This window comes from Adlercreutzia wanghongyangiae, from assembly GCF_035989245.1.
Classification (GTDB): Bacteria; Actinomycetota; Coriobacteriia; order Coriobacteriales; family Eggerthellaceae; genus Adlercreutzia; species Adlercreutzia wanghongyangiae.
Genome location: NZ_JAYMFF010000020.1, coordinates 1 through 15,626 on the forward strand (window position 1 = coordinate 1; position 15,626 = coordinate 15,626).

General features: G+C 63.7%; 11 protein-coding genes. 2 read left to right on the forward strand and 9 right to left on the reverse strand.

Going from position 1 to position 15,626, the window contains the following annotated elements; all coding sequences use genetic code 11:
• Window positions 1–1,231, reverse strand: a 1,231-nt coding sequence (locus VIN30_RS09655) for a hypothetical protein (RefSeq protein ID WP_338211178.1), incomplete at its 3' end; no start/stop codon positions are given.
• A 1,237-nt stretch (window positions 1,232–2,468) separates the two neighbouring features.
• On the opposite strand from VIN30_RS09655, the gene VIN30_RS09660 reads away from it, so the two are divergent.
• Together VIN30_RS09660 and VIN30_RS09665 are read left to right on the forward strand one after the other, a co-directional pair.
• Complete coding sequence (locus VIN30_RS09660; protein ID WP_338211180.1) at window positions 2,469–3,392, forward strand: Rpn family recombination-promoting nuclease/putative transposase; 924 nt, start codon at window positions 2,469–2,471, stop codon at window positions 3,390–3,392.
• An 8-nt stretch (window positions 3,393–3,400) separates the two neighbouring features.
• Window positions 3,401–4,552: a sigma-70 family RNA polymerase sigma factor gene (locus tag VIN30_RS09665; RefSeq protein ID WP_338211182.1), complete on the forward strand. Its 1,152-nt coding sequence runs from the start codon at window positions 3,401–3,403 to the stop codon at window positions 4,550–4,552.
• A gap of 85 nt (window positions 4,553–4,637) precedes the next feature.
• Here the strand turns inward: VIN30_RS09665 and hisS are convergent, their stop codons facing one another.
• The 8 genes from hisS to VIN30_RS09705 form a co-directional block, all read right to left on the reverse strand.
• The gene (gene hisS, locus VIN30_RS09670; RefSeq protein ID WP_338211184.1) at window positions 4,638–5,954 is read right to left on the reverse strand and encodes a histidine--tRNA ligase; all 1,317 of its coding nucleotides are present in this window, start codon (window positions 5,952–5,954) and stop codon (window positions 4,638–4,640) included.
• A 362-nt stretch (window positions 5,955–6,316) separates the two neighbouring features.
• The gene (locus VIN30_RS09675) at window positions 6,317–6,694 is read right to left on the reverse strand and encodes a NifB/NifX family molybdenum-iron cluster-binding protein (protein WP_338211186.1); all 378 of its coding nucleotides are present in this window, start codon (window positions 6,692–6,694) and stop codon (window positions 6,317–6,319) included.
• Window positions 6,695–6,832: 138 nt separating this feature from the next.
• On the reverse strand, window positions 6,833–8,344 hold the full coding sequence (locus VIN30_RS09680; RefSeq protein ID WP_338211187.1) for an FAD-dependent oxidoreductase: 1,512 nt from the start codon (window positions 8,342–8,344) through the stop codon (window positions 6,833–6,835).
• A 154-nt stretch (window positions 8,345–8,498) separates the two neighbouring features.
• A complete protein-coding gene (locus VIN30_RS09685) occupies window positions 8,499–9,953 on the reverse strand; it encodes a helix-turn-helix transcriptional regulator (protein ID WP_338211189.1) in 1,455 nt (484 codons plus the stop codon).
• Between the two features lie 356 nt (window positions 9,954–10,309).
• The gene (gene leuB / locus VIN30_RS09690; protein WP_338211191.1) at window positions 10,310–11,419 is read right to left on the reverse strand and encodes a 3-isopropylmalate dehydrogenase; all 1,110 of its coding nucleotides are present in this window, start codon (window positions 11,417–11,419) and stop codon (window positions 10,310–10,312) included.
• A gap of 27 nt (window positions 11,420–11,446) precedes the next feature.
• Window positions 11,447–11,941: a 3-isopropylmalate dehydratase small subunit gene (leuD, locus tag VIN30_RS09695; RefSeq protein WP_338211193.1), complete on the reverse strand. Its 495-nt coding sequence runs from the start codon at window positions 11,939–11,941 to the stop codon at window positions 11,447–11,449.
• Window positions 11,942–11,952: 11 nt separating this feature from the next.
• Window positions 11,953–13,239, reverse strand: coding sequence for a 3-isopropylmalate dehydratase large subunit (gene leuC, locus VIN30_RS09700; protein WP_338211194.1), 1,287 nt, complete (start codon window positions 13,237–13,239; stop codon window positions 11,953–11,955).
• A 396-nt stretch (window positions 13,240–13,635) separates the two neighbouring features.
• On the reverse strand, window positions 13,636–15,381 hold the full coding sequence (locus tag VIN30_RS09705; RefSeq protein WP_326425294.1) for an FAD-dependent oxidoreductase: 1,746 nt from the start codon (window positions 15,379–15,381) through the stop codon (window positions 13,636–13,638).
• Between the last annotated feature and the right edge of the window lie 245 nt (window positions 15,382–15,626).

Below are 15,626 nucleotides of genomic sequence, written 5' to 3' on the forward strand. Positions count from 1 at the left end.
CCGCGGAGGTGGCCGCGTAGCGGTAGTCCATCATGGCCGAGGCCTCGGCCTTCTCCAGCAGGCCCCCGAAGGGCGGCGACGCCGGGTCGATCATCTCCGAGACGGACTCCTCGATGAGGGCGTGGCGCAGGCCCCCGTCGTCCTCGGTGAAGGTCGGGGGCGGCACGGGGTCGGTGCCGGGATCGTAGGGCGGGCCGGCCGGCTCGGGGCCGTCCGGGTCGCCGGGATCGGGCCGCTCCACGCTGGGCGGCTCGGTGGACGACACCTTCAGCGGCGCCGACAGGTTGCCCGCCGCGTCCTCGGCGACGTACCAGCCGTTGGGGGCCTTCTCCTTGAGCGTCTGGACGGCCTTGCCGTCGCCGTCCGTCAGGGGGAACACGTGGAACGCCGACGCGCGGGCGTCCGCCGCCACGGCTCCCGAGGAGCCCGTGCGGTGCAGCCGCCAGACGCCCGAGGCCACGTCGGCCGAGTCGTCGGCCGTGAGCGCGCCGAGGGCCGGGTCGAGCGACAGCCGCGGGGCCGTCTGGTCGAGCTTGACCGTGCCGGCCCGCTGGGTGGAGAGCACGCCCGTGGAGTCCTTCCTCGCCTGGGCCGACAGCGACAGCCCCGCCGTGTCCTCCGACCGCGTCCACGCCGGGTCGGCGGCGGTCAGGGTGGCGCCCGCGCCCTCCGAGGGCGTCAGCTCCATCCGGTCGAAGTCCCCGGGGTAGAAGGTGACGGTGACCGGCGACCTGTTCCAGCCGTTCTCGTTGGCGGCGGGAAGCCGCGTGTAGTGCCAGTCCGAGCCGGGCGTGCCCGGGCCGGCGCCGTCGCCGGGCACGAGCGGGTGCTCGTTCAGGAGCTTCGCCCCCGCCTCGTAGGTGCCCCCGAAGGAGTCGTCCACCAGCTGCAGCCCGATGGAAGCCGCCGTGCCGGCGGGGCCGGTGATGGTGGCGTTGAACGTGACCTTGTTCTCGGTGCGGCCCGTCAGGGTGACGGCACGGCCCGCCGACGAGTTGACGGCGTCAGAGGTCGTCAGCCCAACTGTGGGATACTTTGAATGCGTCGCGCCCAGCAGCTTCAGGTGCAGCGGGAACTCCTCGCTGCCGGCGCTGGCGTTCGTGTTCTGCAGCACCGCCTCGATCCGCACCGGGGTGTTGGGGGCCACGTAGTCGTTGGGCCCGATGAGGGTGCCGTCCGCACGGTAGATCTTGATGTCCTTGATGACGGGATCGAAGTGAGGAAGGGTCATGGACTGGAATGTGGCGCTTGTCGATAAACTGGTCGAAGGCGGGGCAACCGTCGTCTTGTTCGCATTGTTCCATACAATCTGACCACCGAAATACAGGTAGGCGCTTGTCCGAACCGCACCACCCAAAGACTTGCTAACGGCCGTAAGTTGTTTGCTGCCAACACCCGCAATGCTCATCGTCAGTGTGTCCTGGCTACTGCTGTACGATGCCGTGATCGTTGCAGAGGAAGACGGCCACGAGACCGTCGTCTGACCCGCAATTACATCACTCATTGTCTTCCCGGAGGTAAAAGATTGCAGCACCGCATTAGAGCTAGAGGCATTCTTGGTTTTCTTGATGCACAACCTTGAGTCATTCAGGTCGCTAGCCGCAGCGTCGGATGCAAAGCCCACACTTAAAGCAACGTTCATGAATATCACAGGCGAAATCACGACAGGATTTGGAACCGTCCCAGAGAACACTAAAGTCCAGTCGTGCTTCAAAGACACCGGCTTCTGCGAAATGAAATAGCCATCACTTCTCATTTGTCCATCAGACGTTTTAAATGAATAATCAGAGCTGCGCTCCGTGGACGCGACGCAAAACGTCGACCCCGTCAGATGTCGCGCAGGTGCCCCGCCTGGCAGAAAAAAATCTTTATAGTTCGTCGTTCCCACAAGACCCTGCGCCTCTTCTACCGCAGGCGAATTCGGTACCAAGGGCAACAACCCCGCCGCCAGCAGCACCGCCAGAGCCGTACGCAAGAAACGCCCGATAAAAGAGGCGCGCCCTCGAGGGGGCGCGCTGCGGGAGACGGATGTTGTGGGGCATGGTGGCAAGATCACCGTAGGCGACTTCCCTTCTCTCTCCATGGCGTTTCCTCCTTATACATTGTCGCAACTTTCCCCAGTTGCCGAGCGTAAAGATAGATATTCAAAATCAAACATCCGCCAACCCGGGGAAACGGTTCACCCTTTCCGTCATCATTCCGTTCTCTCCACACCTTCGTCACAATTCACCCTAACGCCAACCCTCCGCATCCTCCAATCCAAGCGAAACCGCGCCGCTGCGAACGCGGCGCGGCTCCTTGGCGGCAACAACGCGGCCCCACCCCGGCACCGTCGCGACAAGCGGGCGACTTTTTGGCGAACTTCTCACGAAAGGGCGACGGCAAACTGGCGGTGCTTCCCGAGACAGAACTGCGGTTGCCACCTGATACGCTATTCCCACCAGAGCCGCCACGCCGGAAGGACGCCCATGAGCCACCCCCGCATCTCTTTCACGAATCGATGGATGTTCGAGCGCGTGATGCTGGACGAGGAGGTGTGTCGCCAGTTCATCCGATGCGTACTCGGCATCGACGCCGCGCACATCGAATACCTGAATGCCGAGCAAGTGCTGGAGCCGGCCATCGAGAGTCGCGGAGTGCGCATGGACGTGTACGTCCGCGAGGGGCACCGCGTTTACGATATCGAGATGCAAGCCGCCGCCGAGCCCCTTCTGGCCCACCGTTTCCGCTACTACCAATCCTCTCTCGACGGAGCCACGCTCGCCCCCGGCAGAGACTACGACGAGCTGCCCGAGAGCTTCATTGTGTTCCTGTGTGCCTACGATCCTTTCGATCAAAATCTCCCGCTTTACACCCTGGAGCGTCGCTGTCTGGAAGCGCCTGAGCTCTCAATTGATTGCAAAGCCCATTGGCTGGCCCTGAATGCGCACGCTTGGAGCGCTTTGCCCCAGGGAACCTTGCGCGATCTGCTACACTACACGCAAAATGGCAGCCTCGGCAGCGATCCGCTCGTACGGCGCATCGATAAAATCGTCGCCGAGGCCAACAGCGATCGGAAGTGGGTGGATAAAGTGTTCTACTGCGTGAGCACCATCGAGGAAAACGACGCACGCCGTGCCCGCATTCTGGAACGCCAGGCCCTTAAAAAGGGATTGGCCGAGGGACACGCCAAAGGGCTGGAGCAGGGCCTCGCCGAGGGCCTCGCCGAGGGCAGAGCCGAAGGTAGGGCCGAAGGCCGGGCTGAGGGCAGAGCCGAAGGTGCCCAGGAAGCCGAAGAGCGCTACAGCGCCCTGATCACACATCTTGTGTCGGCTCAGCGCTTTGACGATTTGGCCGCCATCGCATCCAACACAGAACGTCGAGCGGCCCTCTTCGAGGAATTCGGGTTGTAGGCGCGGGCATGGCACGGAACGCAAACTCCTATGAGCATCTAGCCCATCTGATAGAGCAGGCGCAAACAGGCGATCGAAACGCTTTCGAGGAAGCCTACCGCTTGACGGCCCAAGCGCAGTTCTTCACCCTTTCGGCCAAGACCAACGCCGACGCGGCGTCCGACCTGCTGCAAGAGGTGTATCTGATCGCCTGGAAGAACATCGCCAAAATTCGGCCGCGCAGCTTCGTGGGCTACCTGAACGCCGTTACGCGCAACGTGTGCCTGCGCTACTACGAGCGCACGAATCGGCCGCGCGAAACGGTCATGGCAACCGAGAGCCTCGAAGCCGCCGAGCGGCCCGAAAAGCGTGAAGGCGAACACGAGCATGTAGCTGACCCCGCTATCGTCACCAACACACGCGACGAGCACCGACGGCTGGCACGCGCCCTCAGAGAAGAACTCGACGATCGCGAGCGCGAAGTGGTGCTCATGCGCTTCTACCAGGATATGCGCATCGATGATATCGCCGAGAACCTGGAGATATCGACCAGCACCGTGAAGCGCATCGTCAATCGCGCTCTGGACAAACTGCGCGCCAAGCTGGGCATGCTGCCTCTGGCCGCCTTCCCCGAGCTGCTACGTCAAACCGTGGAGAGCCCTTTGGCCGACGGGGCGGCGCCAAAGCCCCTGCCGCAACGGCGACGCCCGCTCGACCGGACCGTTCGCGCCGTGGCCGCTATCTCAGTTGTCGGCGTCCTGGGCTGCGTCGGTTTTGCCGCCGCAGCCCATGCGGCAGCCCACGAGCCCCAAATCATCGAAGAGGCTCCGGTTCCCGCCGCCGAAAGCATCGAGGCCGAGGCAGACCAGCAGGCGCCGACCGGCGACACCGCCGCTCCGGAATTGTTGGAAATGAGATCCGAGCAAGGATTCTCGCTGTTGAGCTTTGCCGACGAATCGGGCATGGCCGACGTGCAGCTGACCGATTCCGACGGATCCATTTGGCGCGCAGAAGCCGTGGATGAGGTCGACGGACACCCCGATGCGGCCCTCTACCGGTTCTCGGTGCCCAGCGGCACCTATGCCGTAACCGCCACCGACCTTGCGGGCAACATCGCCACCGGCGAAATCGTTGTCGACCTGCCGCCCGACGCACCAGGGCCTTACGATCCGACAGCTTAAGTATCTGGCCCGCACCACCCTCTGCGAGCCGCAACCACAAAAAGCGGGGCGCTGCCACCAGCGCCCCGCCCCTTTTCTCGCAATGCTACAGAATCGCGCGGCCCATCTCGCCGACGACCTCTTCCAGGCGCACCTTGGCCTCGGTGTGGGTGCCCATGTCGCGCAAGGTCACCTCGCCGGCTGCCAGCTCATCGGGGCCGAGCACGGCCACCCAGGCCGCGCCCAGCTTGTCAGCCAGCTTGAACTGGCTCTTCAGGCTGCGCTTCTGGTGGTCCATCTCGGTGGTGAAGCCAGCGTCGCGACACTCCTGCACCAGGGCGAAGGCCCGAGCGCGCACCGAGTCGTCCACGCAAGCCACGAACAGGTCGCACTTCTGGGCGCGCGGAAACCCAACACCTGCAGCCTCCAGCGCCAGCACGCAACGCTCGAAACCGAGAGCGAAGCCCAAACCCGGCGTAGGACGACCGCCCACCTCCTCGGCCAACTTGTCGTAGCGCCCGCCGCCGCCGATGGCGTTCTGGCTTCCCATGCCGTTGTCCACCTGTACCTCGAACACCGTGCGCGTGTAGTAGTCCAACCCACGCACGAGCTTGTAGTCTTCCTCGTAGGCCACCCCCGCGCCATCAAGCAGCGCCTTCACCGCGCCATAATGCCCCAGGCATTCGTCGCACAAATGGTCGGTGATCTTCGGAGCCTCGGCCATCACAGCCGCGCACTGGGGGTTCTTGCAGTCGAAGGCACGCAGCGGGTTCACCTCGGCGCGCGTAAGGCAGGTCTCGCACAGCCCGTCGGCGTGCTCGTCCATGTAGGCACGCACCTTCTCGCGATAGGCCGGACGGCACTTCTCGCAGCCCATGGAATTCAACAGAAGCCGCATGGAGTCGCGCGGGATGCCCACCTTCTCGTAGAAGCGCATGAGCATGATGATGGCCTCGGCGTCGATCGTCGGCTCCTCGGCACCCAGGCATTCCACACCCACCTGGTTGAACTGGCGCTGGCGTCCCTTCTGCGGGCGCTCGGCACGAAACATCGGGCCGGCATACATCAGCTTCGCGGGCGCTGCCCCCTGGGGCACCAGATCGTGCTGCACCACGGCGCGCACCACGCCGGCCGTGCCCTCGGGACGCAAGCTCAGGCGGCTCTTCGCCTTCGGAGCTTTTCCCTCTTCCACCCAGCGACGCAGGTTCTCGCCGGAAATGGCCGTGAACATCTCCTTGGATACCACATCGGTGGCCTCGCCGATGCCGCGGACGAACAATTCGGTCTGCTCCATAATGGGCGTCTCGATAAGCAGATAGCCGTAGGCACCAAACACCTCGGCCGCCGTTTGCTTGAACTGATTCCAGAACAGCGCCTCATCGGGCAGAAGATCGCGGGTTCCCTCGGGAGCATTAATAGCCATGATGGTGTCCTTTGTTGTCGGCAGGGCGCAGCATGCACCCTCGTGGCCGCGAGGGCAGATCGATCCGCTCTCGAGCCTCCTAAAAGCTTCATGAAGCATCGGGTATTGTAGCGCAAGTTCGCTTTCCGCATAATTCCCGAAGCAGCCTGCGCGGCAAACGTGTCTTCATGTGCAGGATTTTGCGATAGGTAGAGCCTGACTGTCCCCTGAAGGCTCGTTTTGTGCATGATTTTTCGTTTGGGAGACTTTTATCGAAAAAGCGACTCTTCCTATCGCAAAATCCTGCACATGGAAAGCTCCTCGAACAACAAAGGGCGCGCACCGAACCCGATGCGCGCCCTTTCCGTAAACAGGCGAAAGGCCTAGTGATGCTGGCAGGCCTGGGAGGGATCCATGATGGAAGCCTCGCCAGCGGCCACGGCGGCTGCGGCATCGCCCACCACCGGGTGCACATTGTCGAAGTACACGGTGATGCCCGCCTGGTTGAAGCCCATAAGCGGGCGGCCTCCCATACCCGCGGCCACAATGGCGTCCACGCCGGCACCGGCCAACAGCCCCACCGGGCGCAGGCAACCGCCGGACTCGTGCGGCGGGTTCTCCACCACAGCGGTTTCCTCGGCCACCGCGCCATCCTGGATGGTTACGATAGTGAAGCAGTCGCAATGGCCGAAATGCCCCGCACGCTGGGCGGAAAGACCCGCCGATCCCATAGTGGGCACAGCCAGTTTCATCGTCGTCATGCGCAGTTCCTTTCGCTCGCTCTTCGTACTGCCCCATTTAACTGCAAGTCAGAATAATTGGCAACAGAAAACGGCCGCCCCGCGCAAACGGGACGGCCGTGCAGCTGAGATGCTCGAGCGCCGCGAGGGGGAGGGAGCCTACAGGGCGGCCAGCGTCTCGCCGACGTAATAGCCGGTGGCCATGCAGGTGGACACGCTGGCGAACGACTGCAGCGTCACCGCACCAGCAGCATACAGACCCGGAATCTCGGCGTCGGCCGTGTCCAGCACCTGGTTGTTCGGGCCAACCATCACACCGCCGGAGGTCTTGTAGCGGCTGACGTTCAGCTTCAGCGCGTGATAGGGAGGCTGCAGCGACTCAAGCCACGCCTTCTTACCGAAGTCGGCGTCCTCACCGGAAGCCACCAGCTCGTCGTAGCGGGCAAAGGTGGCCACGAGCGTATCGACGGGCACGTCCATGCCAGCGGCCAGTTCCTCGATAGTATCGGCCTTCACATACACATCCTCGTGGCTCTTGATGTTGCCTTCCACGGAATGCGCAATGGCGCGAGCCTCGAAGGCGCGCTGATCGAAGATGGACCACCACTGGCGATAGCCCGCGTCGATAGCCGCCTGAGCGGCGTCGTGGGACTGAGCCTCCTCGATGAAGCGCTTGCCGTTGGGCAGCACCAGCACCACGGGCGTCCAGTAGCCCCAGGTGGTGCAGTTCGGAATATCGCCCATCAGGTTGCAGTAGGTGAAGGAGGAGTCCATACCCACCATCTGCGCGCCAGCAGCGGCGGCCAGCTTGTGGCCCTCGCCCATGCAGCCGTGCACCATCTGGCCGTAGTTGGCCCACTCGGGCAGGTGTTCCTGCACCATTTCGCCGTTGTCGGCGAAGCCGCCCGTGGCAAGCACCGTGGCCGCAGCCTTGATATCGGTGATCTTGCCAGACGTGGTGTCCTCGAAGCGGCAGCCGATAACAGTGCCCTCGGGATCCTTGATCAGCGCCGTCGCCCGCAGGTCGCACTTGGTATCGACGCCCAACTCCTTAAGCTTAGAGGCAATGGGCTGCAGGATGTTCGGACCGCCCGAGCCAATGCCGTCGCCCGGCAGAATAACCGAGCCGAACAGACGGGGCAGCTCGGCCTCAGTGCAGGGCTCCTGGAACTTCGCGCCGAAATCGTTAATGGCGGAATCCACGAAATGGGTGTTGGCATAGGTCTTGCCCTTCACCCACTCGGGGAACCAGTCGTACTGCTCCCAGCCGGCGGTCTGATTCTCCTTGATGGTCTCCCAATACTCGTCCACGGTCAGCGGGTTGCCGGCAGCCTGCTGCAGCTCGGTGCCCGCCGCGAACATAAAGCAGCACGAGGTGGCCGAGTCGCCGCCGATCTGCTGCTGCTTCTCGGCGATGATGATCTTCTTGCCCGCCAATGCCGGAGCCATGGCAGCGGCCAGACCTGCGTAGCCGGAACCGATGATGAGAATGTCGGCCTCCTCGGTGAAGTTCACGGGAGCGTAGCCCACCAGCGCAGTGTCGCCCGTGTCGGCCAGCGGAACATCGCTGGAACCGCCCGCGGGGCTACAGCCAGCCAGCGCCGCGCCAGCACCCGCGACGATGCACGAGGCACCGCCAATTTTCAAAAAGTCTCGACGTGAAATCGTCATACGAATTCCCTCCCTTTCTCAGGATTCGCTTGCGATTGCAGCGCCCCGCTTGCTCCTCCCCTTGAGTTAAGCAAGTGCCCCTGCGGGCGGCGCGGCAATCAATGCAATGCGAAGTCTATGAAAGACAGGGTTTCGGCGCTCCCCCAAAAATTGGTTATTTTTGAAACAAGTCTATGACCTGCTGTTTCTTATTCACACCCAACTTAGCGTACAGGCTCTTAATATAGCCCTGTGCTGTGGATGTAGAGATGTGCAGGCCCTCGGCAATGCTGGCCGCCGTGTTCCCCTGCGCCAACCCCACCAGCACATCGCGCTCACGCGGCGACAGACCGTAGGCATCCACGAGCTCGCTCACACGTCCAGCCTGTGACTCCTCGAACGTTTCCGGAACATGTTCCACCACCACCTCAACCACTTCCACCACGCGCTTCTCGCGAGAACTGCGATACCCCCACAGAAGCACCACCACGCCCAGCACGTACACGCATGCCGAACACGCAATGGACAAGTGCACGAACGTGCTGCCCTCGATCATGCTGCCGAAGCACCAGCCCAACGCCAGGCCGATCATCAGGCAGATGCGCATGCTGGCCGACAACACCGCCGCCACGCCATAGACGCAATCCCCCGACCGCCGACACGCCCGCACCACGCAGAATGTGGAAAGCATGGCCGTAAACGTATACGCCGTGTAAATGACCGTGCTGAGCGAGCGCCCCCACGTGTCGCCGAAATATGGCAACGCCAGAAAGACGGCTATTGCGCCCGGAAACACAGCCAAATACATGAAGCGACTATGCGGGATGCGCGTGGCGCACACCACGAATGCCGTCAGGAGCACAGCGCAGATAAGCGATCCCTCCAGAGGCGCCTGGGTGGATATGGTAAATGACGAGTGGCTCGTGTAGGCGTACATGTTCACCAGGCCCGTCACCAGCTCGAACACGGCTACGGCAAGAATGGGCGTGGAGCATTCACGCAGCGTTGCGCGCAGGGTCGTCAAAGCATCGGTGGTTGCGGGCCCCGGCGGTATCTCCCCCGCAGTCCGGCCCCAGGCCATGAAAGGCATCAGCACGAGCGCCAGCAGCGCGCACAGGGTGGCACCAGCCGCATCGGGCAACAGCCCCAAAACGAACGAGCCGACGGCAAACAGAAAGGCCGACAGGGCCAGCTGCACGATAAGGGCAATGGGCGATTCCGTACCAACCAGCAATTCCAATGCTGAAAAGCCAATAACAGTTACCGCAAGCCCCCACAACACGCCGAGAAACGATGGAGCCACGACCTCGCCAAAAAAATCGCGGGGCACGAACGCCGCTGCCAAATAGATAATTGCCACCAACACCAACGGACCGCGAAACCCCAGAGAGCAGCTTCGCAGGCGCCCGCTCGCATACAGCACGAACACCAAGCCGCACGAAATGAGATTGCCCAAAGCGGCCCCGATCATAAAGGGCGCGTTCGACACATAGCCCAGAGGATCGGGGCATAAACCGAAATTTGTCACATAACTGGCATAGGCTAACAGCCGGTACAGTGCATACAGCAGCAACGCCCCAACGGTCGCCGGCGCGAAGATGCACCTCAAATCGCCGAATCGTTTCTTCATGGCCTTGGCGTCTCCCTCCCTTTGGCTCGCCGCGGCGGAACCGAATCACCTTAGCGCGGAGTGCACTCCAATGCAAGGCGGCACGCCCACCCCGCCATACCGCCCGGGCGAAAGGGGCGCAAAATACCAGCAGCATCCGTCGGATGCCCCCGAAATGAAGAGGAGCGACCGAAGCCGCCCCTCCTACAGGACCCGCATCGTCTGCGAGACCATCATCTGCGTCCTTCGCAGGGCCTATACCGTCTGCCGAAGCCCGTCCGCAGGGGCGACTTCAGTCCGTCCTTCCCATAGGAAAGACCCACCCGCTTGAGAGGGGCGGCTGAAGTCACCCCCTACGGGTTGGGTCGCATGGTCTCTTAGAGGTGCTCCACCACCAGGTCGCCCATGCGCGCGGTGCCGACCACCTGGTCGGCCGGGGTGTCGGCGCCCTTGATGTCGCCGGTGCGCCAGCCGGCATCCAGCACCTCGGTCACGGCACGACGGATGTCGTCGGCCGCCTCGCCCATGTCGAAGCTGTAGCGCAGCATCATCTCCACCGACAGGATCTGGGCGAGCGGGTTGGCGATGCCACGGCCCGCGATGTCGGGCGCGCTGCCGTGGCTCGGCTCGTACAGGGCCACGCCGTCGCCCAAGCTGGCGCTCGCCAGCATGCCGAGAGAGCCCGTGATCTGGGCGGCCTCGTCGGAGAGGATGTCGCCGAACATGTTCTCTGTCACCACCACGTCAAAGTCGGCAGGGCGGTTGATGAGCTGCATGGCGGTGTTGTCCACGAGCAGGTCCTCGAGTTCCACATCAGCATAATCGGCGTCGTGCACGCGGTGCACGATCTCACGCCACAGACGGCTCGTCTCCAGCACGTTGGCCTTGTCCACGCTCGTCACCTTGTTGCGACGCTTGCGGGCAATTTCAAAAGCCTGGCGGGCAATGCGCTCAATCTCGTACTCGGAGTACTCGAGCGTATCGTAAGCGCGCTGGCCCGGAGCGCCGTTCACGCCGGCTTCCGGCTCGTCGTAGAAGCGCTCGCGGCGGCCGAAGTACAGACCGCCCGTCAGCTCGCGCACGATCATCATGTCCACGCCGTCCACAATCTCGGGGCGCAGGGTGCTCGCATCGGCCAGAGCATTGAAGATCTGCACAGGACGCAGATTCGTGTACAGCCCGAGCTCCTTGCGAATGCCCAGCAGGCCCTGCTCCGGGCGCGGGGCGGACGGATCGGTGGTGTCCCACTTCGGGCCGCCCACCGCGGCCAGCAGCACCGCGTCCGACGCGCGGGCCGCGTCCAGCGTAGCTTGCGGAAGCGGATTGCCCGTCGCGTCGATGGCCGCGCCGCCGATGAGCGCATCGGTGTACTCGAAGGCCGTGTCGTACTTCGCGCCCACCGCGTTCAGTACCTTCACGCCCTCGGCGATAATCTCCGGTCCGATGCCGTCACCGGCCAGCAAGCAGATTTTGTAGGTCGTCGTCATATAGCTTCCTTCTTCCTCGTTCGCGCGCTATTCCCCCAGCTTCTTCTGCCAGCGCGGCACCAGGCCGCCGGCGTTGATGATCTCCATCAGAAACGGTGGGAAGGGCTGAGCCGTGAAGGTCTCGCCCGTGGTCTCGTCGGTGATGATGCCGGTGTCGGCGTCCACTGACACAATGTCGCCGTTGCTGATGGCGTCCACGGCCTCGGGGCATTCCATGATGGCCAGGCCGGTGTTGATGGCGTTGCGGTAGAAGATGCGCGCAAAGGACTTGGCGATGACCACATCAACCCCAGCCGCCTTGATGGCGATGGGCGCGTGCTCCCGCGAGCTTCCGCAGCCGAAGTTCTCGTCGGCCACGATGATGTCGCCGGCCTGCACGTTGTTCACGAATTCCGTGTCCAAGTCCTCCAGGCAGTGGCGCGCCAGCTCCGCCGGGTCGGAGGTGTTCAGGTAGCGGGCCGGGATGATAACGTCGGTGTCGATGTCGCGCCCGTAGCGGTGAACGGTTCCCTTGAATTGCATGGCGTTCCTCCCTACTCCGCCGCGTTCGCGACAGGTTCCAAGTCTTCCGGAAGGCCAATATGGCCGAGCACGGCCGAGGCGGCGGCCACAGCCGGCGAGGACAGGTACACCTCGCTCGTGGGGTCGCCCATGCGGCCGACGAAGTTGCGGTTCGTGGTGGCGATGGCGCGCTCGCCAGCGGCGAGGATGCCCATGTAGCCGCCCAGACACGGCCCGCAGGTGGGGGTGGAAACCGCGCAGTGGGCGTTGATGAAGATGTCCATGAGCCCCTCGGCGATGCACTGCTGGTACACCTGCTGGGTGGCGGGAATCACGATGCAGCGCACATCCGGGTGCACCGTGCGGCCCTTGAGCACCGCGGCGGCCTGACGCATGTCGTCCAAGCGGCCGTTGGTGCAGCTGCCGATGACCGCCTGGTCGATTCTCACATCGCGGGCCTCGGCCACCGGGCGCGTGTTGCTCGGCAGGTGCGGGAAGGCCACCGTCGGCACGATGTCAGCGGCATCGATCTCGATGACCTGGGCGAACTGGGCGTCGTCGTCGGAGTAGTAGGCGGTGTAGGGGCGCTCGACGCGGCCGTCCATATAGGCGCGGGTCACATCGTCCACCGGGATGAGGCCCGCCTTGCCGCCGGCCTCGATGGCCATGTTCGAAATGGACAGGCGCTCGTCCATAGGCATGGTCGCAATGGCGCCGCCCGTGAACTCCATGGCCTTGTACAGGGCGCCGTCCACGCCGATCATGCCGATGATGTGCAGGATAACGTCCTTGCCCGTCACGCCCGGGGCCAGCTCGCCATTGATGACGAACTTGATGGTCTCGGGCACCTTGAACCAGGCCTTGCCCGTGGCCATGCCCACGCCGGCATCGGTGGAACCCACGCCCGTGGAGAACGCGCCGAGCGCGCCATAGGTGCAGGTGTGGCTGTCGGCGCCGATGATGAGGTCGCCCGCACCCACCACGCCCTGCTCGGGCAGCAACGCGTGCTCAACGCCCATGCAGCCCACCTCGTAGTAGTGGGAGATGCCCTGCTCGCGCACGAAATCGCGCACGATCTTGGCCTGCTCGGCGCTTTTGATGTCCTTGTTGGGCACGTAGTGGTCGGGCACGAGAATCACGCGGTCGGCATCGAACACCGTATCAGTGATCTCGCGGACGGTCTTGATGGCAATGGGGGCCGTGACGTCGTTGGCGAGCACCAGGTCCAGATCGCATTCGATCAGCTGGCCGGGCACCACCTCGTCGAGCCCCGCATGGGCGGCGAGAATCTTCTCCGCCATGGTCATGGGACGAGTCAAGGGAAGCTCCTTTACGCAACGCAAACCTTACTGAAAACCGCATAATTGTAGCACCGCGTCAATTTCCAATCGGTTTCCCCACGGCCAGCTGCGGGAATTTCCACGCGAAAACGGCTACAAATATCGGTTGTGATGCAAAACCAGCGTTGCCTTGGCGAGAAATGACGGTTGTGATGCACTTTATGCATCACAACCGTCCCCGGATGGCTCCTGACGCCTTTCGGCTGCATCACAACCGTCATTTCTCGCCGTTTCTCGCCCCTGCTTCATACCAATTGTCTTACCCCTCCGCCCGCTCTCGCTCCCGCTTCGCGTTGGGACGCCACAAAACACCGCCGGCGCTCGCAGGGAGGAACGAGCGCCGGCGGCTTCAGGGAAATGGGAGTTGTCTCGGTTTTACTTCCCGGCGAGCATCTGGCCCACCATGCGGCCGAAGGTAACGCACTTGCCGGCATTCAGCCCCGCGGCCAGGTTCGGGTAGGTACCGTTGTAGAAACAGCCGCCGTCGTTGCCCACGGCGTACACGCCCTCGATGACCGAACCATCCTCGCGCAGAGGCTGCAAATCGTCGTTCACCACCACGCCGTCGGTGGTGCACAGGGTGAACCCGCACGACTTCACCGATGCGTAGAACGGAGGGGTGCGCAGCTCGGACAGGCGGAAGGGCTCCTTGCCGAAGTCAGGGTCGAGCTGGTTGTCGAAGTTCTCGTTCTGGCGCTCGCAGGTCTCCAAGAAGGCGGCCTTGTCGTCACCCGAAAAACCCAGAGCATCGGCTAGGGCATCCAATGTGTCGGCCTTCACAATACGGCCGTCGGCCACGAACTGCTCCATCTCCGGCTCGATCCACTCGTCCAGCTGGCCGGGGAACGAGTCATGGTCGGATCCGCCCTCGGGCTGCTGGTAGATGGTGGAGCAGCCCACGGTGTGGAAGCGCGGCACGTCGTTCTTCCAGTTGCCGTCCCACACCTGATGCCAGAAGCGCTCGCCGGCCGGTTTGCGGGAGATGGCGCTCTGCACGAAATCGTAGGGCGCGCTCTCGTTGTGGAAACGGCGGCCGTGGGCATCCACGCGCAGGAAGGGCTGGGACGCGTAGAAGTGGTAGCCGTACTCCTCGCCGCCGATCTCGTAGGGGGTGCCCACCTCCTGGTCGGCCGTCAGCAGGCAGCGATTGAACGACACCGACGAGGGGTTCTCGTCCATATAGGCACCCAAGCGCAGCATCGCCAAAATACCGTCGCCCGTGCAGCTGGGGAAGGCGTCCATGGTGCCGTTGCAGGCATAGCGGGTGGCGTGACGGTCGGCGAACATCTCCTGGTTGAAGGCGTAGCCGCCCGTGGCCACCACCACGCCCTTGGAGGCGTTGATGCGGATCATGCCGTCGGGGCCCTCGGCGTAGGCGCCCACCACGCGGCCGTCCTCGGCAATCAGGTCCACCATGGGCGTGTTGAAGCGCACCTCGCAGCCCGGGAACGACGCGATGTAGGCGTCCATGATGGCCGCCACGTCGCCCTCTCGGGAGGGATACTCGCCGTTGGTGCCGTGGCCCGTGGGGAAGTCCTTGTAGAAGGTGCCCTCGGGCATGTTCCACTCAAGCTGCACCTCCATGCCGTTCTTCTCGAGCAGATCGGTGTACCAGTCGATGGCCTCGCCGGAATTGAACGCCCACTTCCGTAGCAGGCCCATGGACACCTGGCCGTTGGCGTAGCGGTCCATGTCGTTCACGATTTCCATAGGATCGATGGCGGCTTTCTCGCCCTCGGCCTGCTGCAGGCGGCTGTTCACGGCTCCCAGCGCCGAGGAGCGTACGGAATTGCCGTTGCCCGACTTCTCGATGAGCAGGGTCTTGGCACCGTTCTCGGCGGCGGCGCAGGCGGCGAAGTAGCCGGATGTGCCCGCACCGATCACCAGCACGTCCACATCGACGGTCTCCGCGCAATCGGCATCGGAGACGGCCGGGGCATCCGCAAGCCACGCCGGCTTGCCCGCCGTGGAGGCGAGCTCGCCCTCGCCGGCCGCTCCAGCAGCCGCCGCGCCACCGGGCGCCTTGGGCGAGCAGCCAGCCACCGCGCCCACGGCGGCGAGCGACCCCAGCGCGGCCGCACCGGTCAGAAACGAACGGCGGGAGAACGAAGTTTCAGTCATGGTATTCCTCCTTTTTCCTTCCCGCCCCCAAGCCGCAACGGCGCGTCGCAACGACGACGGGCAGCGCGCCCGAAACCGCGACCCGCAGCGCATCCAGAGCCAGCACGTGGCCCCGCAGCAGGGACGGAAACCCTCCCTTGAGATTTCAAGGTACGGCCATCATGGCAGCGGATGCGGCGGCAAACATCGCCTGAAAGCTGGGTTTTCGCCGTTTTCACCTACAATAGGTGAGGGTGAAAGGCCGC

What these genes read in the sequence shown, in the direction of transcription:
- VIN30_RS09660 (WP_338211180.1), top strand. Translation starts at nt 2,469, where the DNA reads ATGAGCCACCCCCGCATCTCTTTCACGAATCGATGGATGTTCGAGCGC.
- VIN30_RS09665 (WP_338211182.1), top strand. Translation starts at nt 3,401, where the DNA reads ATGGCACGGAACGCAAACTCCTATGAGCATCTAGCCCATCTGATAGAG.
- hisS (WP_338211184.1), bottom strand. Translation starts at nt 5,954, where the DNA reads ATGGCTATTAATGCTCCCGAGGGAACCCGCGATCTTCTGCCCGATGAG.
- VIN30_RS09675 (WP_338211186.1), bottom strand. Translation starts at nt 6,694, where the DNA reads ATGACGACGATGAAACTGGCTGTGCCCACTATGGGATCGGCGGGTCTT.
- VIN30_RS09680 (WP_338211187.1), bottom strand. Translation starts at nt 8,344, where the DNA reads ATGACGATTTCACGTCGAGACTTTTTGAAAATTGGCGGTGCCTCGTGC.
- VIN30_RS09685 (WP_338211189.1), bottom strand. Translation starts at nt 9,953, where the DNA reads ATGAAGAAACGATTCGGCGATTTGAGGTGCATCTTCGCGCCGGCGACC.
- leuB (WP_338211191.1), bottom strand. Translation starts at nt 11,419, where the DNA reads ATGACGACGACCTACAAAATCTGCTTGCTGGCCGGTGACGGCATCGGA.
- leuD (WP_338211193.1), bottom strand. Translation starts at nt 11,941, where the DNA reads ATGCAATTCAAGGGAACCGTTCACCGCTACGGGCGCGACATCGACACC.
- VIN30_RS09705 (WP_326425294.1), bottom strand. Translation starts at nt 15,381, where the DNA reads ATGACTGAAACTTCGTTCTCCCGCCGTTCGTTTCTGACCGGTGCGGCC.